At 59.5% G+C, this 22,386-nt stretch carries 19 protein-coding genes; 3 read left to right on the top strand and 16 right to left on the bottom strand.

Annotated elements, in window-relative coordinates; genetic code table 11:
• Window positions 1–264: 264 nt before the first annotated feature.
• The 7 genes from ACSHXH_RS11925 to ACSHXH_RS11895 form a co-directional block, all read right to left on the bottom strand.
• Window positions 265–1,047, bottom strand: coding sequence for a carnitinyl-CoA dehydratase (locus tag ACSHXH_RS11925; RefSeq protein WP_435672021.1), 783 nt, complete (start codon window positions 1,045–1,047; stop codon window positions 265–267).
• Window positions 1,047–3,053, bottom strand: coding sequence for an acetate--CoA ligase family protein (locus ACSHXH_RS11920; protein WP_435672020.1), 2,007 nt, complete (start codon window positions 3,051–3,053; stop codon window positions 1,047–1,049). Before ACSHXH_RS11920 ends, ACSHXH_RS11925 begins: the two co-directional genes overlap by 1 nt.
• 85 nt (window positions 3,054–3,138) lie before the next feature.
• Window positions 3,139–4,299: an acyl-CoA dehydrogenase family protein gene (locus tag ACSHXH_RS11915; RefSeq protein WP_435672019.1), complete on the bottom strand. Its 1,161-nt coding sequence runs from the start codon at window positions 4,297–4,299 to the stop codon at window positions 3,139–3,141.
• Window positions 4,296–5,711 (bottom strand): carnitine 3-dehydrogenase, encoded by a 1,416-nt coding sequence (locus ACSHXH_RS11910; protein ID WP_435672018.1) that lies wholly within the window; start codon window positions 5,709–5,711, stop codon window positions 4,296–4,298. The genes ACSHXH_RS11915 and ACSHXH_RS11910 overlap by 4 nt, the downstream gene beginning before the upstream one ends.
• Window positions 5,708–6,469: an SDR family oxidoreductase gene (locus ACSHXH_RS11905; protein WP_435672017.1), complete on the bottom strand. Its 762-nt coding sequence runs from the start codon at window positions 6,467–6,469 to the stop codon at window positions 5,708–5,710. Before ACSHXH_RS11905 ends, ACSHXH_RS11910 begins: the two co-directional genes overlap by 4 nt.
• Window positions 6,466–7,089: an SGNH/GDSL hydrolase family protein gene (locus ACSHXH_RS11900; RefSeq protein ID WP_435672016.1), complete on the bottom strand. Its 624-nt coding sequence runs from the start codon at window positions 7,087–7,089 to the stop codon at window positions 6,466–6,468. The genes ACSHXH_RS11905 and ACSHXH_RS11900 overlap by 4 nt, the downstream gene beginning before the upstream one ends.
• A gap of 3 nt (window positions 7,090–7,092) precedes the next feature.
• Entirely contained in the window at window positions 7,093–8,007 is a 915-nt protein-coding gene (locus ACSHXH_RS11895; protein ID WP_435672015.1) for a 3-keto-5-aminohexanoate cleavage protein, read from the bottom strand.
• Window positions 8,008–8,114: 107 nt separating this feature from the next.
• Here ACSHXH_RS11895 and ACSHXH_RS11890 point away from each other — a divergent pair, with 107 nt between their 5' ends.
• Window positions 8,115–9,035 carry a GlxA family transcriptional regulator gene (locus ACSHXH_RS11890; RefSeq protein ID WP_435672014.1) on the top strand — a complete coding sequence of 307 codons (921 nt, stop codon included), beginning with the start codon at window positions 8,115–8,117 and terminating at the stop codon, window positions 9,033–9,035.
• A 302-nt stretch (window positions 9,036–9,337) separates the two neighbouring features.
• Here ACSHXH_RS11890 and ACSHXH_RS11885 read toward each other — a convergent pair whose 3' ends face one another.
• The 3 genes from ACSHXH_RS11885 to ACSHXH_RS11875 all read right to left on the bottom strand — a co-directional run bounded on the left by ACSHXH_RS11885 (window position 9,338) and on the right by ACSHXH_RS11875 (window position 13,054).
• The gene (locus ACSHXH_RS11885; protein WP_435672013.1) at window positions 9,338–10,081 is read right to left on the bottom strand and encodes an RlmE family RNA methyltransferase; all 744 of its coding nucleotides are present in this window, start codon (window positions 10,079–10,081) and stop codon (window positions 9,338–9,340) included.
• 149 nt (window positions 10,082–10,230) lie between these two features.
• Window positions 10,231–11,964, bottom strand: coding sequence for an ATP-dependent nuclease (locus ACSHXH_RS11880; protein WP_435672012.1), 1,734 nt, complete (start codon window positions 11,962–11,964; stop codon window positions 10,231–10,233).
• A 340-nt stretch (window positions 11,965–12,304) separates the two neighbouring features.
• Window positions 12,305–13,054 carry an ABC transporter permease gene (locus ACSHXH_RS11875; protein WP_435672011.1) on the bottom strand — a complete coding sequence of 250 codons (750 nt, stop codon included), beginning with the start codon at window positions 13,052–13,054 and terminating at the stop codon, window positions 12,305–12,307.
• A 90-nt stretch (window positions 13,055–13,144) separates the two neighbouring features.
• Between ACSHXH_RS11875 and ACSHXH_RS11870 the strand changes: the two genes are divergently transcribed.
• On the top strand, window positions 13,145–15,256 hold the full coding sequence (locus ACSHXH_RS11870; protein ID WP_435672010.1) for a 4Fe-4S binding protein: 2,112 nt from the start codon (window positions 13,145–13,147) through the stop codon (window positions 15,254–15,256).
• Complete coding sequence (locus tag ACSHXH_RS11865) at window positions 15,253–16,125, top strand: FAD:protein FMN transferase (RefSeq protein WP_435672009.1); 873 nt, start codon at window positions 15,253–15,255, stop codon at window positions 16,123–16,125. Before ACSHXH_RS11870 ends, ACSHXH_RS11865 begins: the two co-directional genes overlap by 4 nt.
• Window positions 16,126–16,240: 115 nt before the next feature.
• Here ACSHXH_RS11865 and ACSHXH_RS11860 read toward each other — a convergent pair whose 3' ends face one another.
• The 6 genes from ACSHXH_RS11860 to pedF form a co-directional block, all read right to left on the bottom strand.
• Entirely contained in the window at window positions 16,241–17,029 is a 789-nt protein-coding gene (locus ACSHXH_RS11860) for an FAD binding domain-containing protein (RefSeq protein ID WP_435672008.1), read from the bottom strand.
• Window positions 17,030–17,043: 14 nt separating this feature from the next.
• On the bottom strand, window positions 17,044–19,419 hold the full coding sequence (locus ACSHXH_RS11855; protein WP_435672007.1) for a xanthine dehydrogenase family protein molybdopterin-binding subunit: 2,376 nt from the start codon (window positions 19,417–19,419) through the stop codon (window positions 17,044–17,046).
• A 52-nt stretch (window positions 19,420–19,471) separates the two neighbouring features.
• Window positions 19,472–19,957 carry a (2Fe-2S)-binding protein gene (locus ACSHXH_RS11850; protein ID WP_435672006.1) on the bottom strand — a complete coding sequence of 162 codons (486 nt, stop codon included), beginning with the start codon at window positions 19,955–19,957 and terminating at the stop codon, window positions 19,472–19,474.
• 54 nt (window positions 19,958–20,011) lie between these two features.
• Complete coding sequence (locus tag ACSHXH_RS11845; protein ID WP_435672005.1) at window positions 20,012–20,542, bottom strand: CoxG family protein; 531 nt, start codon at window positions 20,540–20,542, stop codon at window positions 20,012–20,014.
• Between the two features lie 84 nt (window positions 20,543–20,626).
• Complete coding sequence (locus tag ACSHXH_RS11840) at window positions 20,627–21,523, bottom strand: substrate-binding periplasmic protein (protein WP_435672004.1); 897 nt, start codon at window positions 21,521–21,523, stop codon at window positions 20,627–20,629.
• A gap of 4 nt (window positions 21,524–21,527) precedes the next feature.
• Entirely contained in the window at window positions 21,528–22,226 is a 699-nt protein-coding gene (gene pedF, locus ACSHXH_RS11835; RefSeq protein WP_435672003.1) for a cytochrome c-550 PedF, read from the bottom strand.
• Window positions 22,227–22,386 lie beyond the last annotated feature (160 nt).

Genomic DNA, 22,386 nt, shown 5'->3' with positions numbered 1-22,386 from the left:
CCGCCGTCCCGTCGTCCGCCTCAGCAGCGCCGGTGAAGGGGTATTTAGAGTCACCGCAGGATGTCCGCAAGAAGAAATCTTGGGAAATTCATTAAAAATGTCATTTTTCTGTTATGTCATTGATTTATAATGATTTTATTAGCTCCAGTGAGCCGCGACCTCCGGCGAATTGCTCTGTGTTTCGGCAGCACCAAGCTGACAAGAAACCTTATCCACAAGGTTACCCACACCTACCCCTAGGTCAACACCCTAAAGTTACCCGAGTCACCGACCTTTCCACACCGGATCCCGCTTTTCGGCAAAGGCGCGCGCCCCTTCCATCTGGTCGTCGGACGCGTACAGCATATCAACGCTCGGCAATTGGCGTTTGGTGATGCGGTTCATCATGTCCTGAAAGGCCGTATCTTCGGCCTCGCGCACGATCTCTTTGATGGCGGCATAGACCAAGGGTGGACCCGAGGCCAAAAGCGCCGCCACCTTGCGTGCCTCGGCCATCAGATCGGCTGCCGGATGGATATGGTTCACAAAACCCCATTTTGCGGCCTCCTCCACATCCAGCCAACGCCCCGTGAGCAGCATCTCCATGGCAATGTGGTATGGTATGCGTTTGGGCAGCTTGACCGAGGCCGCATCTGCCACCGTGCCCGAACGGATTTCCGGCAAGGCAAAGCTGGCATGGTCAGCTGCCAGTATAATGTCCGCACTCAGTGCAAGTTCAAGCCCGCCTCCACAGCAAATGCCATTCACAGCCGCGATCACCGGTTTGTTCATGCCCCGCATCTCTTGCAGACCGCCAAAGCCGCCAAACCCGTAATCGCCATCGACCGCGTCGCCATCCGCAGCCGCTTTCAAATCCCAACCCGGACAAAAGAACTTGTCCCCTGCCCCGGTGATGATCGCCACACGGGCCTCGGGATCATCGCGGAAGTCACGGAACACCTCTCCCATTGCGCGGCTGGTCATCAGGTCGATCGCATTGGCCTTGGGGCGGTTCAGGACAATTTCGGTCACATGGCCGGTTCGGATAACGTGAAGGGGGCTGTCCATTAGGGGGTCTCCCGGATCAGGGCGTCTGCCACCACCGCGCGGGTTGGGGTGACGATCAGCGGGTTAATCTCAACTTCGGCAATATGGCCGGTCTGTGCACACACATAGGATTGCAACGCCATCACGGCGGCAATCACGGCATCATAGTTGGCGGCCGGCCTGCCGCGGTAGCCCTCAAGGCAGGGTGCAATACGCAATCGGGTCAGCGCCGCAGCGATCTCGGCTTCCGAAGCGGGGACCAAAAGCTGTTGCGTGTCCTGCCACAGCTCGGTCATCACGCCGCCTGCCCCAAGGGTCAGCACATAACCATGCGCCGGATCGGCAAGAATAGCGACCAGCAGTTCCACCACTCCGTCTGTGATCATCTCTTCTATATAGAACTGGTCGCCGCCCATGGCCTGCGCCGCAGCCATAACTTCTGCGCCCGAACGCAACCCAAGCGCCACGCCCCCCGTATCGGACTTATGCGCCACGCCCCGCGTCTTGAGCACCACGGGCAGCAAAGGCGCGGCAAGCGCATCTAAACGGTCCACCCCGTCGGCCAACACATGGCGCGGCACATCCAGACCGTATTCAGAGAGGATCGCTTTTGCGGCGGCCTCATCCCTCATCCGGGGATCAGCGCCAATGACGGGCAGCACGATGTCCCGTTCCGGGTCCGCTGGTGTTCGATCCGCATAAAGCACGGCCAACGCGTCCAGTCCGGCCTCAAGTCCATGCAGCGGCAAAATACCGGCCTGCATCACCCGCGTGGCCAATTCTTCAGGCATGGATTCCGGCAGGGTCGTCAGCAAGGCGATGGGTTTGCCTGTCCTGTCGCGGGCGATCCGGGCGGCGGTTTCCACGCAATCCCACGCATCGGTTTGGCAGCGGTCGGTGCGCGGAAAATCCACAACGATCACGGTCAGCGCGGCAAGCCCACCAGCCATGATCGCATAGACCTCGGCCATCCGGTCCGCATCGTTCCAAATGAAGGTGTGGTAATCCAGCGGGTTGGCCCGTGTCACCAAGGGCCCCAGCACGGTTTCCAGCGCTCTGTCCTGCGCTTTGGTCAAAGGCGCGAACCGCAGGCCCCGCGCCGCCCCACCATCCGCCATCAGGCTGGCCTCTCCACCCGAGCACGACAGCGACGCAATCGCACCGGACGCAACCGGGCCATATAGATGCGCATGCTTGAGCGCTTCGATCATCGCCTCAAGCGACCGCACCCGCAGAATGCCAAGCCGGTCGAACAACGCAGACGCCCCCGCGTCAGACCCCGAAAGCGACGCCGTGTGCGACAGCGCCGCAATCTGTGCCGCCTCAGAGCGTCCGGATTTCAACGCGATGACGGGCTTGCCCAAACGGTGCGCGTCTTGCATCAGGGCATGCAGCGCAGGCAGATCGCCAACTCCTTCGATATGCAGGCCAAGCGCCGTGATGCGGGGATCATTCAGCAGATGCCGAGCAAGAACACTGAGACCAATCTGCGCCTGATTGCCTGCGGTGCCGACAAACGCAATCGGCAGCCCGCGTGCCTGCATCGACAGGTTCAGCGCGATGTTGGAGCTTTGCGTCAGGATCGCAACGCCGCTGTCGACCGGGATCAACCCATGCACGTCCGGCCACAACGCCACCCGGTCGAGCGCGTTGACAAAGCCATAGCAATTGGGCCCGACGATCGCCATGTCCCCCGCCGCCGCCAGCAACGCGGTGTTCAGCCCAGCACCATCGCCAGTTTCGGCAAAACCGCTGGCAAAACACACCGCGCCGCCTGCACCCATGGCGTTCAGCGCTTGCAAGATGTCAATCGTGGCGCCGCGGTTCACACCGATGAAGCAGGCATCGGGCGCGGCGGGCAGGTCCGAAAGGTCGCGGAATGCCCCTTTGGCAGTGGGGTGAACATGCCAGACCGAACCGTCAAACCCGATATGGGCCAAAGACGTGATGACAGACCGGCACCATGCCCCGCCGCCAATCACCGCAACAGAGGCGGGTTTGAACAGACGATCCAAGGCCCTGCGCATCAATATGCGCCCTGAATCAAGCCTGCGCACATATTCTTCGTGGAAGAATCTGGCATCAGCCCATAAAATTCTGTGAACCCGGCCATCACGCCCCCAACGGCCGCAGCAAATCGCGGCTGATGATGTGGCGCTGGATCTCAGAGGTGCCGTCCCAGATCCGCTCTACGCGCGCATCGCGCCAGAACCGTTCAATCGGGTAGTCGTCCATCAGCCCCATGCCACCATGGATTTGCAGCGTCGCATCGCAGACCCGCGCGAGCATTTCGCTGGCATAAAGTTTGGCGCTGGCGATTTCGCGGTTGGCGGGCAAGCCCTGATCCAACCGCCATGCTGATGCGAGCGTCAGCCAGTCGGCGGCATCGATCTCGGTGATCATATCGGCGATCTGAAAGCTGACACCCTGGAACTTGCCGATCTGCTGGCCGAATTGCTTGCGGGCGGCGGCATAGCTCAGCGCATGATCAAACACCCGCCGCGCCCGGCCCACAGCCATTGTGGCAACGGTGATGCGCGTGGCATAGAGCCATGTGTTCATCACCTCGAACCCGCCATCAACCGCGCCCAAGACCTGCGCATCGCTCAGGCGGCAGTTGTCGAATTCGAGGATACAGTTTTTGTAGCCCCTATGGCTGACGGACTTATAGCCATCACGCACTGTGAAACCGGGATGGCCGCGATCCACCAAAAAACAGGTGATGCGTTTTTTGGGCCCCTTCGGTGTCTCATCAACCCCGGTCGCCACGAAGACGATGAAGAAATCCGCGTGATCTGCGCCCGAGATGAAATGCTTGGTGCCATTGACAACCCAATCGCCGCCCTCTCGTCGCGCGGTGCAGGCCATGCCGCGCACGTCCGATCCCGCCTCGGGTTCGGTCATGGCCAGCGCATCCATCCTTTCGCCCCGCACGGCAGGCAACAGATAGCGGTCACGCTGGTCGCCCTCACACGCCATCAGGATATTCTGCGGACGCCCAAAGAAATGCGTCAGCGCCATCGATCCGCGCCCCAGTTCGCGTTCGACCAGCGCAAAATCAAGATGACCCAGCCCCGCGCCCCCCACCTCTTCGGGAAAGTTGCAGGCGTAGAAACCAAGATCAATCACTTTGCGCTTGATCTCTTGCGCCACTTCGTGCGGCACTTCGCCGGTGCGTTCCACCTCGGCCTCATGCGGGTAGATCTCGCGCTCGACAAAGTCGCGCACGGTCGAGACGATCATCTCTTGCTCGTCGCTCAATCCGAAATTCATGTGTCGACCTCCGAATGCGCCGCAGCCAGCCGTTCGACTGCCTCTGCGACATGCGGCAAGGGCGGACAGGACCGGCGCGTGTCAAGCGACACGTGCAGCAGAAATTGGTCGCAGGTCGCCAACACGGTATCATCCGCTGCGCGGCACATCTCGTGCCAAAGGCGTAGCTTTTTGCCCTCGCCCAGCATAACCCGCGTGGTGACAGTGATATCTTCACCAGCATGGGTTTCCGACAGGTATTTGACCGACGTTTCAGCCGTGAAATAGCTGTTGCCCGCCGCGATGTAGTCACGGTCTGCACCGACATGGGTCATCAGCTCCTCAGACGCATCCGAGAACAACTGGCCATACCGCCCCTCATTCATATGACCGTTCACATCGGTCCAATCCACCGGCACCACCCGGCGCACTGTGACCAAGGGCACACCATCCCCCAAAGGCCCGCGCAGCGTGGCGTCATGTTCGAGGATCAACTTGCCCGCCGCGGCACCCTGTTGTTTCAGCGCACGCAGGATAGCGACCAGATTGTTGTCGCGCAGGCGTTCCAGATCGCGGATGCCCAAAGCGCCCGATTGCGCATCTGACTGTCCGGCGATCAGGTCGACCAAGTCGTCGGTGAACTCGGGCACATCGGTGAGCTTGGTCCACGGCCATTGCAAACATGGCCCAAACTGCGCCATGAAATGCCGCATGCCCGCTTCGCCCCCGGCGACGCGATAGGTCTCAAACAGGCCCATCTGCGCCCAACGCAGGCCAAACCCATAGCGGATCGCGTTGTCGATCTCTTCGGTGGTGGCGATGCCGTCCTTGACCAGCCAGAGCGCCTCGCGCCAGACCGCCTCAAGGAAACGGTCGGCAATATGGGCGTCGATCTCGGCGCGGACATGCAGCGGGAACATACCAAGGCCTATGAGAATATCCTTGGCCCGCGCCAAGGTTGTCGCGTCAGATACCGCACTGGGCACAAGTTCAATAAGCGGCAACAGGTAGACCGGGTTGAACGGGTGCGCGACCATGATCTGACCGGGGCGCGCCGCGCCCTGCTGCAATTCGGACGGCTTGAACCCCGAGGTCGAAGACGCCAACACTGCACCTTCGGGACAGGCCGCCTGTATCTCGGCAATGACCTTGTGTTTGATATCGAGCCGTTCCGGCACGCTTTCCTGTATCCAGTCGGCACCGGCAACGGCCTCGGCGACAGTCCCGACATAGGTGATCGCCCCGCGCACAGGCATCGGGGCCTCGTAAAGCATCGGCAGCACCCGCGCCGCGTTGGCCATGACCTCGGCGATCTTGCGCTCTGCCTCGGGGTCGGGGTCAAACACCCGGACATCCCATCCCATCAGCGCGAACCGCGCGGCCCAGCCGCCACCGATCACGCCACCGCCAATGATTGCTGCGCTCTGTGTCATGGTACAAGTGTCTCCGTATGGCCGTCGATCGCAACGATCTGGCCTGAAATCCGTTTGGCCTGCGGCGAAGCGAGCCACAGCACCGTGTCCGCCACATCGTCCGCCGTCACCCAGGACCGCAGCGACACACCTTTGACGTATAGCGCACGCACCGCGTCTTCGGACCGGCCCGACGCCGCCGCTTCCATCGCCACAACCCGGTCCATCCGGTCGCCCTCAACCGCGCCGGGGCAGATCGCGTTGACGCGCACCCCTGCCGGGCCAAGCTCCATCGCCAATGTCTTGGTCAAACCGACGATACCCCATTTCGCCGTCGCATAGGGCGACCGCAACGGATAGCCGAACTGGCCCGCGGTGGACGAGGTCAGCACGATGAGCCCCTGCCCTGCCGCACGCATTTGCCTTGCCGCCCAGCGACAGGTCAGGAAGGTGCCAGACAAGTTGACCTCAACACAGCGGGTCCAATCGGCAAGCGACAGATCCTCGATCCGTCCCGCCGGGCCGCCAATTCCTGCATTGGCACAGACCACGTCAACGCCTGAAAAAGCCGCCTCAACCGCGTCAAAGACTGTGGCCATCTGAGCCTCGTCCGTGACATCTGCGGTCATGGCGATGTGGTCAGGATACGCTTGCGCGAACCCGGCCACTGCCGATGGATCGGCGTCACAAATGGCCACGCGGTCACCCTCTGCGATGAAACGCTCGGCCATCGCGCGGCCCAGACCCGATGCGCCACCGGTGATGACGACACGCCTCACAGGCGTTCCACCACAGCGCGGGCCATCACTTCGCCAAGCGCATGATGCGCGCCTGCGTTCCAATGCACGCCGTCCACGTCCGACACCTCTACCACTGCGCCGGCATTGGCAAAGCCACAGCCCTGACGCGCCGCCGCTGCGGCGATGTGTTCGGCCAGTCCGTCCTGCCGCGCCTCGGCTCCGGCAAAGACATCGCGCAAGACCCCCGCTTCGCGGACCGGCGCCGGGGCCATCATAACGATGTCCACCGGACCCAGCTCTGCCCGCGTGGCTTGCACCAGACGTTCCAGCGACCGGGCGATTTCAAACGCGGTCACGGAAAACCGGTGTTTGAGGTCATTGGTGCCCAACATCAAAAGCACGAGATCAATCGGCGCATGGCTGTGCAGGATCGCCGGAAGCACCGTCATGCCATTGCGCATTCCGCCCTCAACCAAATCGTCATGCACCGTTGTGCGCCCGGGCAGGCCTTCGCTGATCACAGTGTGACCCGGCCCAAGGGCCTGTGCCATCACATCGGGCCACCGATCCCCCGGCGCGTGCCGCGCGAACGCGCCGAGTTGGATCAGCGGCGTGGTGCCGTGGGTGTTGCTGTCGCCGTAGCATAAGATCACTGCCATGGCTCAGCCTCGTGGCGCGCGTTTGGTGAGGCCCAGCTTATCGCGTACCGCTTGCGGCCCCATGATCTTGGCGCCCATCCCTTCGACGAGGCCAACCGCCCTTTCTACCAATTGCGCATTGGTGGCCAGTATCCCTTTATCGAGCCACAGGTTGTCCTCAAGCCCGACCCGTACATGGCCGCCTGCCAGCACCGCAGCGGCGGCATATGCCATCTGGTTGCGGCCCAGGGAAAACGCGCTGAAGGTCCAGTGATCCGGCACGTTGTTGACCATGGCCATAAAGGTGTTGAGGTCATTCGGCGCGCCCCACGGCACCCCCATACAAAGCTGCACAAGCGCCGGGTCTTCAAGGATGCCTTCGCTTACCAATTCCTTGGCGAACCAGAGATGCCCGGTGTCAAACGCCTCGATCTCGGGCTTGACCCCCAGCTCGGTCATCATCCGCCCCATGGCGCGCAACATGCCGGGCGTGTTTGTCATGACATAATCTGCTTCGGCAAAGTTCATCGTGCCGCAATCAAGTGTGCAAATCTCGGGCAGGCACTCCGCGATATGCGCGACGCGTTCGGCAGCCCCCACCATATCAGTGCCTGCGGCGTTCACGGGCAACGGCGCGTCGGTGGACCCAAAAGTGATGTCGCCCCCCATCCCGGCGGTCAGGTTCAGAACCACATCGACCTCGGCATCGCGTATGCGGTCCGTCACCTCGCGGTAGTAGCTCAGCTTGCGCGACGGCGCGCCGGTCTCGGGATCGCGGACATGGCAATGCACGATCGCGGCCCCTGCCTTGGCAGCAGCAACGGCACTGTCGGCAATGTCTTTCGGGGACCGGGGCACATGTGGGCTTCGGTCTTGGGTGCCACCCGATCCGGTGACGGCGCAGGTGATGAAGACCTCTTGGGTCATGGCAAGCGGCATGGAGACTCCCTTGTGTTCTGTGCAGAGAGTTTGGCACTGGATTTACGCACAACCATGCAGATACAGTCACAGCCATGCAGAATCCGCCAGAATCTACCGCACCGAAAGTGAAAATCGCCTTCTTCCTCGTGGACCGGTTTTCCAACCTGTGCCTGTCCAACGCGCTTGAACCGTTGCGCGCCGCCAATGGCTATGCCCGGACGCCGGTTTACGTCTGGGATTTCTACAGCCTTGACGGCGCACCTGTGCGGTCCAGCTCTGGCCTTGCAGTGATGCCCAATGGGGCGATTGGCGGGATCGGTCGGGTAGACCGGCTTTACGTGATTTGCAGCTACGGGCATCTCGACAATGACACGCCCCAGATGCGGCGCGCGCTGCAACAGGCGGCGCGGCGATCAGGGATGGTGTTCGGACTGGACGCGGGCGCATGGTTGATGGCCACCGCAGGGTTGCTCGCGGGCAAACGGGCGACAGTACACTGGGATCTTCTCGATGCGTTTTCGGAACGATTTCTGGATGTGACCGTCGAACAGGCCCTCTGGATCGAAGATGGCGATGTGCTCACCTGCGCAGGTGCGGCAGCGGCCCTGTCGCTCAGCCGGGACGTGATTGCGCGCGACATCAGCCCGGCGATTGCGATGGATGTGGATGCTCTGCTCATCCCCCCGGTGCGCAGCGAGGCGGTGCCAACGATCCGCGACCCGCTGTTAACCCGTGCGACCCGGCTGATGCGTGAAAACATCGAGACACCACTGGCACTTGGCGACCTTTGCACCCGGCTGAACACCAGCACACGCACCCTGACACGGCGCTGTCAAACGGTGCTGGGAATGACACCGGGGCGGTTATATCGGCACATCCGGCTAAGCGCCGCGCGGCAATTGGTGGAAGGGTCACAAGCCAGCATCGCAGAGATCGCGGTGCGCTGCGGCTACGACGATCCAACGGCCCTCACCCGCGCGTTCCGGCAGCGCTTTGGCGCGGCACCGCGGGCGTTTCGTGGCGAAACCGCCGCAAAACCGGCATAAAATTACCGCATTTTCGGATCATCAAGGCCACTATGTCAGACCGCCTGGGGAGGCCTTATGCGACATTATTCAGACCTGCAAACCGCAGGTCACCGTGACGTGCGCCGTGCCAAATTGTTCGAGCTGCACCGTCAAGAACAACTTCAAACCGACTCGGGAAGAGTGTACGGCGAACCGCAATCGCAACGCCCGGACGTGGCATTGGCGTTGCGGGAACGCGCGACCCGTTCGCTGCGTCCCGGCCAACCGCACGCGACCCAACCGCACGCTTCATCTGCGCGGTAAGGCCTCAGACGTCTGGTTCACTCAAAGGTGTCGCCCTTAAATCCGGTGGCAACGACGAATTTCTCGGAGCTGTCGGCTCTAGACGCGGGCGGCTTGACATTCAGCACCTTGGTGAACCGACGCTTGAGCAGCTTTTGCAACTCGCCCTCTGCGCCACCGGCCAAAACCTTGGCGACGAAGGTGCCCCCTTCCTCAAGCACGTCAAAGGCGAAATACGCCGCCGCTTCGCACAGGTGGATGATGCGCAGGTGGTCGGTCTGTTTGTGGCCCGAGGATGAGGCGGCCATGTCGGACATGACGACATCGGCCTTGCCCCCCAGCCAGTCCTTGACCTGATCATCCGCGCCTTCATCGAGGAAATCGAGCTGGTGCAAGTCGCAGCCGGCAATCGGCTCCATCTCTTGCAGGTCGATGCCGAGGACGGTGCCGATCTTTTTGCCCTGCCGTTCGCCAAGCGCGTTCACCCGTTTGACGGCAACCTGACACCAGCCACCGGGGGCGGCCCCCAGATCGACGACACGGGCACCGGGGACGAGGAAGCGGTACTTTTCGTCCAGTTCGAGAATCTTGTAGGCGGCGCGGCCCCGGTAGCCTTCGGCATGGGCGCGCTTGACGTAAGGATCGTTCAACTGCCGCTGGAGCCAGCGGGTTGATGAGAGCTTGCGACCCCGCGCAGATTTCACCTTGACCTTGAGGTCCCGCTGTCCGCGCCCGGAGGTGTTCTTGCCGTCCGGGGTCTTGCCGGTTGGGGTCTTGGCCATGTCTGCGCCCTTCGTGATGGTTTGGAGGGTCATGTAGCATGGGTTTGGGGGAAGGTCAGTAGGTGATCATCGGAGTTAACTTTTAATGCAGATTGCCACTACGACCCAATAAACATGCAAAAGTGATCTTCAAAAGACTGGCAAGGTCTTCACGTGGAACCAGGCAATTTAGCCTCGACAGATTGAACAAAGCTATCAATAGGCTTAGCCAGCTGCTCTTTTAAAATTTTATCAGGATGCATGGAAGCATAGATTGCAAGCCAATTCTTTACTGAAGCTTTTATTTCGTTATCCCACGGCTTCCCCGCCATCTTAAAGAGCTGCTCAGTGGATTTCGACCACTTAATTTTCTTCTTACCCATAATCTTACCTTTTATATCAACGCCAAATTCTGCGTTGAAATCCTCCGCATATACAGATTTGTCATATAGATCTTCAAGTTCAGCCTCTTCCAGATGCGGAACAGTACATAAATTAACGTCGCGCAATTTGAGAATCTTGTCATCAATTGCCTTTTTTACAGCACTGCGACCTGAAAGGTCATCATCAAGAAAACACTGTATTGAACAAGCCCCAGACAAATAAAACGAAGCCTTTTGTCGTAATCCACTAGCACCACCTAAGCTATCAAATGTAAGTGTACCCAAATCAATTGCACTCGTAATAATCTGACTACGAGATTTCAATATTGAACGGAGCGCAGTAATATCGTCAGAACCTTCGAATAAGAGCACCATCCTTGCATTTTCGAGATTATCTGAAAATCGAACACCAAGGGCATCTCTAATTTCAGAAACATGACCTGCTGGTGCTGCTCTGCTCTCCTTTACAACAATTGTGTTACTTAAGTCATGTGGGTTTACAAAAAGAGGTGAGTGACTTGTCAGCACTACCTGATTGTTTTCTGCAAGTGCCTCAATAACAGCTCTCAACTCATGCACTGCACGTGGATGTAAATGTGACTCAGGTTCCTCAATTGCAATTACCGTGCTTGCATCATCGTCACTTTGAGCCGAAGCATGTCTCATTAGAGCAAGAGCAACGAGGCTCTGTACACCATCGCCTTTACGTTCAAGGCTTGTTAAATTGCCATCGTCAATAATAATATCAACTTCCCGCCGAAGCGATCTGTACCTCGCTTCTCTTCGGCTCTTTAGCTCCACAGACTGAACATTTGGAAGAAAATTTGCGACTGTTGATTGGATTGTATCGGCCAACTCGTCAAAAACTGGCTGCTGTAATTCTTCAATTTTTGCCACTGCACCTGCGTAATCCTCATCAGCGTCAAGTTTATGTAACTCTTTCTCGACAAGAGTGGCGATTACCTTACTCGCTGACTGCGCAGTTCTGATTGCCGGAATATATTCGAACCGAATCCGCCGTGAGACAAAATCTGCAATTCTGGTGCTTTTACGCGTCAGAGTGGCTTGACCTCTTCCCGGCTTCTTGACCGTAACATCAAAGCTTCTTTGACCAAAAGATATTTGGAGAGGCAATGTACCGTTAAGGTTACTCTTTATTTCTTCTTTGAACTGAATGGTTTCATTTTCATCTAAGGCAAATTCTAATGTGATATTACTTGTGCTGTTTATGGTTGATCTTTTTTGCTTACTTACCGGGAAATCCACCTCCCAATCATAGCCTATTCTACCATAACGCCCCATTCCTTGAGGTATTATTGATCTTATTACTCGTCCGTCTGCCGTACGACGGATTTGCCGATGCCACTCGATCAAAGCATTCATACCAAGAGTAAGAGCGTGCAGAATATTTGACTTGCCTTCATTATTCGCACCGACGAGCAAAGAGTATTTTGAAAGCGGTATTTTACGTGCAGTCGTAATTGAACGGTAGTTTTCAACGGAAAACGAGACAAGTTTCACAAATAAATTCCCCTTGCAACACTTTAGGTTGTTTATAGGCCAAAAAATTCTCCCCTTCAATGCTCACATAAGCACTTTTCTACCAGCATTTGTCGTTTCCCTCGCCAGTTGGATCTCCGCACAAGCTTAGCAGGTTTATCCGTAATTCGTAGACGCGGGCCAGCGTCCGTCCGGGGTGGGCGCTGCGACGGTGGAGCGAGGCGCTCCGATTGGCTCAGAATGACGGTTCTTCGGCGTAATATTGGTGCAGAAGCGCCCGCCCGGGGGGCGGACGGGCGCTGGCCCGTTCCGGGCTGGGGGTGACCTCTTGGGTTGCTCAAATGCGCCAGCCTCTACCGTGTTAAGCCCGCCGCCAAGCATTTGCCCCCCGCTCCCACCGCTGGACCAGCCCGTACTCGATGCTCAGCATCACGCCTGTGAAGGCCAGTGCGTAGGCCATGACGGTGGCGGTGTCGAAGAGCTGGAAATAGAGGTGGATCTGGAAGCCGACGCCGTTGGAGCGCCCCAAGAACTCGACCACCAGCACGATTTTCCAGATCACGGCCAGCCCGTTGCGGGTGGAGGTGGCGACGAACGGTCCAAGCTGGGGCCAGATCACGTGGCGCAGGCGGGTCATGGGGCTTAGCCTATAGACCTGCGCCATGTCACCTATGCCCCGGTCCAGCGTGCGGACGCCCTCGCGGATCGTGACGGTGACCATGGCGGTCTTGTTGAGGGCGACGGCGATGATGGCCGCGACCTCGTTCAGGCCGATCCAGAGGTAGCAGAGCACGATGATCACCAGCGCGGGCAGGTTCAGGAAGACCGTCACCCACGGGTCGAGCCACATGTTGATCTTGTCCGAGCGGCCCATGATCAGGCCCAGCACACAGCCGACGCTCATGGCCAGTCCAAAGGCCAGCGCAACGCGGCGCAGGGTGTTGGCCATGTGATACCACAGGTCCCCTGATGCGCTTTCCGCCGCGATGACTTTCCAGACGGCGATGGGGGTGGGCAGCATGTCGGGGTCTTGGGCGATGGCCGCGCCAAGGGTCCAGAGCAGGCCCAACAGGCCCAGAGAGATCAACGTGACGTGAACGGGTGCGCGCATGGATCGGAGCATAGGGGATTGCCGGGCAGCGTGGCTCTTGGACGAAGGTCCAATAGGGCGGCACGGGCAAGCGGATTTATGGTCAGCCCCATGCGCATGTATGCTTTCCTTGTTGTTGCCGTGATGTGGTGCGTCAGCGCCCTGAGCGCCGTTGCGGATGTGTTGGACGAAGACGAGATCGCCGCACAGATTTTCGCACCGATGAGCCTTGGCGCGCTGATCTCGGACAACGGGGTGTATGAGCTGCTCAATTCGGGCGGCGCGCATGCGGGGTATGTGTTTCAAACCGAACCAATGGCCCCCCTGCCCGGATTTTCGGGCGCGCCGGTGAATGTGCTGGTGGTGCTTGATCTGGACGGGCGGTTTCTGGATGTGCAGCTTTTGAACCACAATGAGCCGATCTTTGTCAGCGGATTGGGTCAAGCGCCGTTTCACGCGTTTTTCGAGCAATATCGCGGACATTCGATCAGCGATTCCCTCGTGGTCGGCTCGCCTTATGGGGCGGGCGACGGTGGTGGGCAGTTGATCTATCTGGACGGGGTGACCAAGGCGACGGCCTCGGTGAGGATTGCGCACGAGTCGGTGTTGGCCGCTGCCTTGCAGGTGGCGCGCGAAAAGATGCAGGGCATCGCGTCAGGGCCACCCGCCTATCCCGACCCGGACTATATCGAGGTGCTGACCTGGGATGATCTGGTGACGCAAGGACTGATCACGCGCCGCGTTGCCACCAATGCCGAGGTGCAGGCCCTGTTCGAGGGCACGGTGTGGGACGATGACGATGCCGAAGCGTTGGACGATCCGGATGCGCCCTATCTCGACCTGTGGATCGCGGATGTGGGGCCTGCCTCGATTGCGCGGGTTCTTTTGGACGAGGACACGATCGAAGAGCTGGACCGCTTCATGGCGATCTCGACCTTTGACGAACCGATCCTCGTGATCGAAACCGGACGGCATGGGTTGGTGTCGGACGACTTTGTGCGCAATACCGCACCCGACTGGATCGGCGCTGAACAGGACGGGTTCCCGGTGGCGCTGCGCGATGCAGACCTTTTTGTTGAACTGAGCGACGCCGTGCCGGATGTGCTACATGATGGCGTGGCGATGATCCTGCGTACGGATCGGCGCTTGGGATTCGATCCGACACGGGACTGGGTGATGACGGTCGAGGCCGTGCGCTCTCACGGGATGTTCCAGCCCGAAATTGGGTCAGTGCAATTGGCCGTAACCCATGTGACAGATGAACGGTTCTTTGCCCGCCCGGTGGTGGTCGAAAAACTCGCCCCATGGAAAGAGGCAATCCTGAACCGCCAAAGTGACCTGATCCTCCTTGCGATGTTCCTAAGCCTGCTGGTTGCGGCGCTGCTGGGGGCACAAAGCTGGTTGGCGGGGCTTGCAGCTTACACACCAGTCCGGCTTGGCATATTGGCGGTGGTCCTGGGTTTTGTCGGCTGGTGGGGTCAGGGGCAATTGTCCATCGTGACACCGTTAGCCGGCTTGCAGACCACGATGGCTGGGGGATCGTTTGCATTCCTGCTTTATGATCCCTTCTCCTTGTTGATCTGGGCAGTGGTGATCGTCGGCTTTGTGCTTTGGGGGCGTGGCTTGTTCTGTGGATGGCTGTGCCCGTTTGGGGCGATGCAGGAATTTGCGCATCACCTTGGGCGCATGTTGCGCCTGCCCCGGATCGAACCGAGCGCGCTTTGGGATGCCCGTTTGAAATCGCTGAAATACGTGGCTTTGGCTGGACTGGTTGCGGTGACCGTGTTCGCCCCCTCCTACATGGACAAGGCGGCCGAGATTGAACCGTTCAAGACCGCGATCACCACGGTGTTTATGCGTGAATGGTATTACGTTGCCTATGCCGCGCTTTGGCTGGTTTTGGGCTTGTTCGTGTTCAAGGGCTTCTGCCGCTACCTATGCCCACTGGGGGCATTGATGGCGATTGGTGGGATGCTCCGCCTACGACGGTGGATTCCACGCCGGGCGGAATGCGGATCACCCTGTCAGCTGTGCCGCGTAAAATGCAGTTACGGGGCAATCACCCCAAAAGGTGAAATCCAATATTCTGAATGTTTCCAATGCCTTGATTGTGTGACTATTCATGACGACACGGAACAATGCGTGCCGCTCATCCTTAAGGATCGGGCCAAGACACGCGCGTCGCGCAATTTGGGCCATCCCAACACGGTGCCTGCCGAATGAACCGTCGTCGCTTCCTTGCCTTGTCCGCGGCCTTTGCGTGCTCGCCTGCCCTGGCCTATGCCGACACCTGGTCAGGCCGTGCCCTGGGGGCCGAGGTGTCGGTGACCCTAAGCGGACCACGCGAGCTGGTTCACCGCGCTTTGGCCCAAGTGCCGGATGCGCTGGAGGAGATCGAACAGGCCTTCAGCCTGTATCGCCCAACATCCGACCTGTCCCGGCTGAACTCCACCGGCGAATTGAACGCGCCAAACCCGCAGATGCGAGCGCTTATAGCGCATGCCGATACTGCCCACCGGATTACAGGAGGGTTGTTCGACCCGACGGTTCAGCCCTTGTGGCGGGCTCTGGCGACAGGCGGTGACGTCATACAGGCCCGGACAGCGCTTGGATGGGAACGCGTGCGTGTTTCCAAAACTCGAATCGCGCTGCAAGATGGTCAGGCTTTGACATTTAACGGCATCGCGCAGGGCTTTGCCACGGATGTGATCCGCGCGCGACTGCGCGCGCAGGGCGCGACGCGGGCGCTGGTGAATATCGGCGAGCAAGCCGCATTGGGCGGGCCGTTCACCTTGGGGATCGCCGACCCTGAACAGGGCCATATCGGAACACGCACCCTGCGGGACATGGCAATTGCCACCTCCAGTCCAAGCGTACTGATGCTCGGAGAGGCCGCACATATTCTGGGGCCGCGCGAAGAGACGCCGCTTTGGTCCACAGTGAGCATCGAGGCCCCCACAGCCACGATGGCAGATGCACTGTCGACGGCTGCCGTTTTTATGGATCGGGAAACGCTGGCGCGGCTCAAGATCACCGCAGGCCTGCACCGCATCACGCTTGTCGACACAGATGGAAACGTCCAAACGGTCTGATCTTCTCTGGTTCAAAATAACCCGGGCTTTGGGGTGGAACCCCAAGGGTTCCCGTCCCGCAAAAAAGCCCCGGTCCTTAGACCGGGGCTTTGTGTTGTTGACGTGCGAGCCCGGATCAATGTGCGGCGGCAACCGCCCGCTTGGTCATCACACCCACAAGATGCGCGCGGTATGCGCCCGAACCATGCAGATCCGAGATCATACCGTCGCCCGACACTGTCAGGCCTTCCACGGCCTCGGGGGCAAAGTTTGCCGACAGCGCCGCTTCGGCCTCGGTCCAGCGGAAGACGCCCTCTTCGGACGCGCCTGTCACTGCAACACGCACGCCGTCCGCGTATTTGGCGACGAACACACCGACCAGCGCAAAGCGCGAGGCGGGTTGTTCAAACTTCATATACGCCGATTTTTCCGGCACCGGGAATCGCACTTCGGTGATGATTTCGGCCTCATTCAGAGCAGTGTCGAACATGCCCAAGAAGTAGTCATCCGCCGCGATGCTTCGCGTGTTGGTCACGATGGTGGCACCCGACCCAAGGGCCGCCGCAGGATAGCAGGCCGACGGGTCATTATTGGCCAAGCTGCCGCCTATGGTGCCGCGATTGCGGACCGCCGGGTCACCAATATGGCCGGCAAGGTCAGCAAGACCCGGAAAGACCAATGCCTCACGGGCGACCGTTGCGTGGGTGGTGCCGCCGCCGATGGACAGCGCGCCATCATCCGCGGTGCACACGCCCTTCATCTCGGCGATGCCGGTCAGGCTGACCAGAACCGATGGGGAGGCCAGACGCTGTTTCAGCGTTGGAATGAGGGTTTGCCCCCCACCCAAAGGCTGGGCTTCGTCCGTGCCCAATGCCGCAACCGCGTCTGCCACGGATGTGGGCCGTTGAATGTCAAAGCTATACATATCCGAAGCCCTCCTTATTGGCCGTTCATCGCTGCCCAGACGCGCGACGGCGTGACAGGCATGTCGATATGGGAAATATGGGTGTGACCACCCGAGTGCAGCGCGTCGATCACCGCGTTCACCACCGTGGGCGGTGAGCCGATCGCGCCTGCCTCACCGCAGCCCTTTACGCCGAGCGGGTTGTGTGTGCACGGGGTTTGGCAGGAATGGTCCACCACATAGCTGGCCATATGTGGGATATCATCCGCACGGGGCATGGCGTAATCCATGTAGGACGCCGACAAAAGCTGACCGTTTTCGTCATAGGCACAGTTTTCCAAAAGCGCCTGACCAATGCCCTGCGCAATGCCGCCATGGACCTGGCCCTCGACGATCATCGGGTTGACCACATTGCCGAAATCATCCGCCGAGACGAACTTTTCGATAGTGACCTTGCCCGTTTCCGGATCAAGCTCGACCTCGCAGGCATAGGCGCCTGCCGGGTAGGTAAAGTTCGCCGGATCGTAGAACGCCGTTTCCTCAAGACCCGGTTCAATATCTTCGAGCGGGTAGTTGTGCGGCACGTAGGCTGCCAATGTGACATCGCCCCAAGCGACCGATTTATCGGTGCCTGCCACGGTGAACTGGCCGTCCTTCAACTCAATATCGCTGTCCGAGGCTTCGAGCATGTGACCCGCGATCTTCTTGGCCTTGTTGATGATCTTCTCGGTTGCCCGCACCATCGCCGATCCGCAAACCGCCAGCGAGCGTGAGCCGTAGGTGCCCATGCCGAAGGGGATCTTGGAGGTGTCGCCGTGCACGATGTCGATCATGCTCTCGTCGATGCCAAGCATTTCAGCCACGACCTGTGGGAACACGGTTTCATGCCCCTGACCATGGCTGTGCGCGCCGACCATCACTGAGATCGATCCGGTGGCGTTCACGCGCACGGTGGCAGCATCATAAAGACCGGCACGTGCGCCAAGCTGACCCACGAGGTTCGACGGCGCGATGCCGCAGGCTTCGATGAAACAGTTTACGCCAAGGCCACGCAGCTTGCCGTTCTTTTCGGAAGCGGCGCGACGGGCAGCGAAACCGCCCATGTCGATCAGCTCTTCCATCTTGGCCATCGTCGCTTCGTAATCGCCGGTATCGTATTCAACGGCGACGGGTGTGGCGTAGGGGAATTGCGTGATAAAGTTCTGGCGGCGCAGGGCAATCGGATCGACGCCCAGTTCGCGTGCCGCCATGTCGATCACACGTTCCAGCTGGAACGTCGCCTCGGGGCGGCCTGCGCCACGGTACGCATCGACGGGTACGGTGTTGGTGAACACGGCCTTGACGTTCACCTGGACGGCAGGTGTGAGGTAGTTCCCAGCCATCAGAGTGCCATGCAGCCATGTCGGCACCGATGTAGAGAAGGTCGACAGGTACGCGCCCATATTCGCCTTGGTGTCGGTGCGCACAGCCAGGAAATTGTTGTCCTTGTCGAGCGCCAGTTCGATTGTGGTGACGTGGTCACGACCATGCGCGTCGGACATGAACGCCTCGGAGCGGGTCGAGGTCCATTTCACGGGGCGGTTGATCGCCTTGGCGGCGAAGGTGCAGAACGCCTCTTCGGCATAGTGGAAAATCTTGGTGCCAAAGCCGCCGCCCACATCCGGGGCCACGACGCGCAGTTTGTTTTCCGGGATGCCCAGAACAAACGCACCCATCAGCAGGCGGATCACATGCGGGTTTTGCGACGTGGTGTAGAGCGTGTGTTCGTCATTGGCACGGCTGTAGTCACCGACCGCAACGCGCGGCTCCATAGGGTTTGCGACAAGGCGGTTGTTCACCAATTCCAGCGTCGTCACATGCGCCGCCGCTTTGAACGCGGCATCCATGGTGTCGCTGTCGGTGCCGAATTGCCAGTCATAGCACAGGTTGTCGGTCAGATCGTCGTGCACCTTGGTGGCGCCCGCTTCGAGGGCGCGGCCCATATCGACAACGGCAGGCAGTTCTTCGATATCGAGCACGATGGCTTCCGCCGCGGTGCGGGCCTCTTCCAGGCTGTCGGCAACAACGGCCGCGATCGGATCGCCCACATGGCGCACTTTGCCTTGGCACAGCACCGGGTGAGCCGGTTCCTTCATGGCCTGGCCGTTTTTATCGGTGATTTCCCACCCGCACGGCAGACCGCCCACGCCTTCGAAATCGGCGCCTGTGAAAATGCGAACCACACCGGGCATGCCTTCGGCAGCGCTGGTGTCGATCTTGTTGATCTTACCATGCGCCATGTCTGAGCGCAGGAAATGGACATAGGTTTGTCCATAAACATTGATGTCGTCTGTGTAATTGCCAGCGCCTGTCAAAAAGCGGACGTCTTCGCGCCGCTTCGGGCTTGCGCCAATGCCATGATCCTTCGGCATGTTGTTCCTCCCTTGGAGTGGTGCACGCATGCACGCACCCTGCGTGAATTGATTATTCGGCTGCGACTGCGGGCACGTCTTGGCCGCTTGCGGCCATGATAGCCTTGACGATGTTGTGATAGCCGGTGCAGCGACAGATATTGCCTTCAAGGTAGTCCCGCACTTCGGCCTCGGTTGGCTTGGGATTGTCCTTCAGCAGGGCTGCGGCGGACATCACCATACCCGGAGTGCAGAACCCGCACTGGAGACCGTGATGTTCCTGAAACGCCTGCTGGATCACGTTGAGCGAGCCGTCTGCGTTTGCCATGCCTTCGATTGTCTTGATCTCTGCGCCATCTGCCTCGGCGGCAAACATGGTGCAGGATTTGACGGCCTCGCCATTCACATGCACGACGCATGCGCCGCATTGCGAGGTGTCACAGCCGACATGGGTTCCTGTAAGTCGCAAATCGCTGCGCAAGAATTCGGTCAAGAGCGTGTTGCCCTTTACCTCACCGGAAACGGACTTGCCGTTCACCGTCATTGTTACCTTAGTCATCAAACTCCTCCCGTCGATATCCATTATGTAGTGTGTTGTCGGCGCTTTGACCGATCAAGACACAAGTTTCTTGAACCAGCCCTTTTTCTTTTCACCATTTTCAGCGTCGGGCGTGTCTGCCTCGGCAGCGGTGTCCGCCTCTTGCGGGCCTTCGACTGCCGTTTGAAAATTACCGAAGAACTGGTCAGCCATCTTTTTGGCAAAGCCATCAATGATCCGGCTGCCAAGCTGCGCTAGCTTGCCACCAACCTTGGCATCCACCTCGTACTGCAATTCGGTACCGCCTTCGACGGAGACAAGTTTCACCTCTGCGGCACCCTTGGCAAAGCCCGCAGCCCCGCCCTTGCCTTCGCCGGTCAGGGTCAATGATTGGCCGGGCACCATGTCGGACAGCACGACAGTGCCCTTGAAGGTCGCTTTTACCGGGCCGACCTTTTGCACGACCGTCGCTTCAAAGCCGTCTTCGGCAGAGCCGCTCATTTCGGTGCAACCGGGCACACATTGCTTGAGCACTTCGGGATCAAGGATCGCCGACCACACCTCTTGCGGGCTGGCGGCAATGGTGCGGGAATCGGTCATGTGCATGGGTGTGATCCTTATTTGGTGGCCAGCCTAGGGTGTCGGACCCCGAGGGCATATAAGACCAATGGCTTAACAGTTACGTAAAAGCTACCTTTCCGGTGGCTGATGGGTCAGCCCGTAGCTTTCAAAGATCGCGGCAATCCGACCATCAGACAGCGCGGCAAAGATCGAGTCGTCTACCGAATAGCTCAGACCACGATAGGCGTAATGACTGCCGGTGCCGAGGGTCCATTTGGATTTCGCAAAACCAGGTAGCGGAGGCTGGTGAATTGACACCCCCACGCCCGCGCCGAACTCAAGCTGCGCCAGAGGGCCCATCGCCGCCATGACCTCGCCCTTGGCCAGCGCCTCCATCGCGCCTGCCATGGTGGGGAAGCGGCGGATGCCAGATGCCAATTGCCCACCAGCAAAGCTTGTCAGGTAGAAATCGGTGATCGAGTCGTTTTCCACTGCAACGGTGTCGAACCGGAAATACGCGGGGACCGGGCCGCCATCGGGATAATCGGCGTCCCTATAGGCGATTGCCACGGATTCTGTCATGTATTGGCCGGTAAACACCACCTGCTCCACACGACAGCTAAAAGCGCTGTCGTAGGGCACGCGCAGCATCACGTTTGACACGGCGCCGTCGATGATCGGCCCCTTCCAGATGTGATTGCGCAGGTCCGCTTCGAGGTTTTCACCTGCGGTCACGAATTTGAACTGGGGCGTCACTCCAAGGTCTTGCGCAATGAGACCGGCGATATCCACATCTATGCCGCGCGGTTCACCATCATCCAGCCAGCTATAGGGCGGGTAGTCTTCATAGACCGCAAAGGTAATGAACCCACGGTCCATGATCTGGTCAATGTCCTGACCGACAATATCCCGCCCAGCGTTTTGCGGTTTGGGTTGGGGGATAAAATCAGCACAGGGATCGCTGGCCGTGGCAGGGGCAGCCAAGGCCAGCAGGGTCGCAGTGAAGGTCGCGCGCAGATATTTCATGAGATCAGTGTGCTGCTGAAAGACCAATCGTCAAGGCTTCGGCCGCGCGGACATAGGCGTCCTGTGTGCCGTCGATCAGATTTGCGGCACGGAACGCCGCGCTGTCGGCCACAGGTGCCCCCGACACGGTTTCGATATTCGCCGCAATCTCGGACAGGCGCGCCTTGAGCGCATCGGCATCAGCCGCCGCGGGATCGGCCCCGTATCCGGCAATCTGGTCCCGCAGCGCCTTGAGCTCCTCGGCCACCTCTTCCATCGAAGCATCATCCGGACGGGTTTCGATATAGGTGCGGATCGCCCAAGCAGCATCTTGCCCCAGGAGCTCTCCAAACTCAGGCATCTTCGTGGTTCCGTTCTGAGTATAGCCAAAGCGGAACCGCTCAATATACCACTCGTCCCCGTATTCCTCGGCCTCCAGAAAACGCACATCGGGGGCCAAACCGCCCGAGATCGCTTCAAGCCCGTGGCAGCGGGCGCAATTCTGATTGTAACCCGATGCGCCGATCTCAACTGCGCGAGCCCAGACCTCGTCTCCGACCGCGTCAGCCCGGTAAGGGTTTTCCGACAGCCACTCATCGCCGGTTTCCGGCAAGCCCGCTGTGTCGACCGCCTGCGGTGTCACATCGCCATGGGCATAGACAAGGGTGGCACTGACGGTCAGGGCCACGGCGGCAAGTGCGGATTTGTATGTGATGGCTGTCATGGGGTCCTCCTCAGGCACAGTCGTGTCTTGTCGGATTTGTACATTTCAGTTTTGGACTGGGGTATTGGACTTTCGTGGCGCGCAGCGGCGATTCCAAGGACAATTGCCCGAGACAATGGTCGTATTTCAGCTGAATTTGTCAGCGGTCTACTGTGCGACA

The sequence above is a fragment of the Marivita sp. genome, assembly GCF_051251565.1.
Classification (GTDB): domain Bacteria; phylum Pseudomonadota; class Alphaproteobacteria; order Rhodobacterales; family Rhodobacteraceae; genus Marivita.
This window is presented reverse-complemented; position numbering and strand designations above follow the sequence as displayed.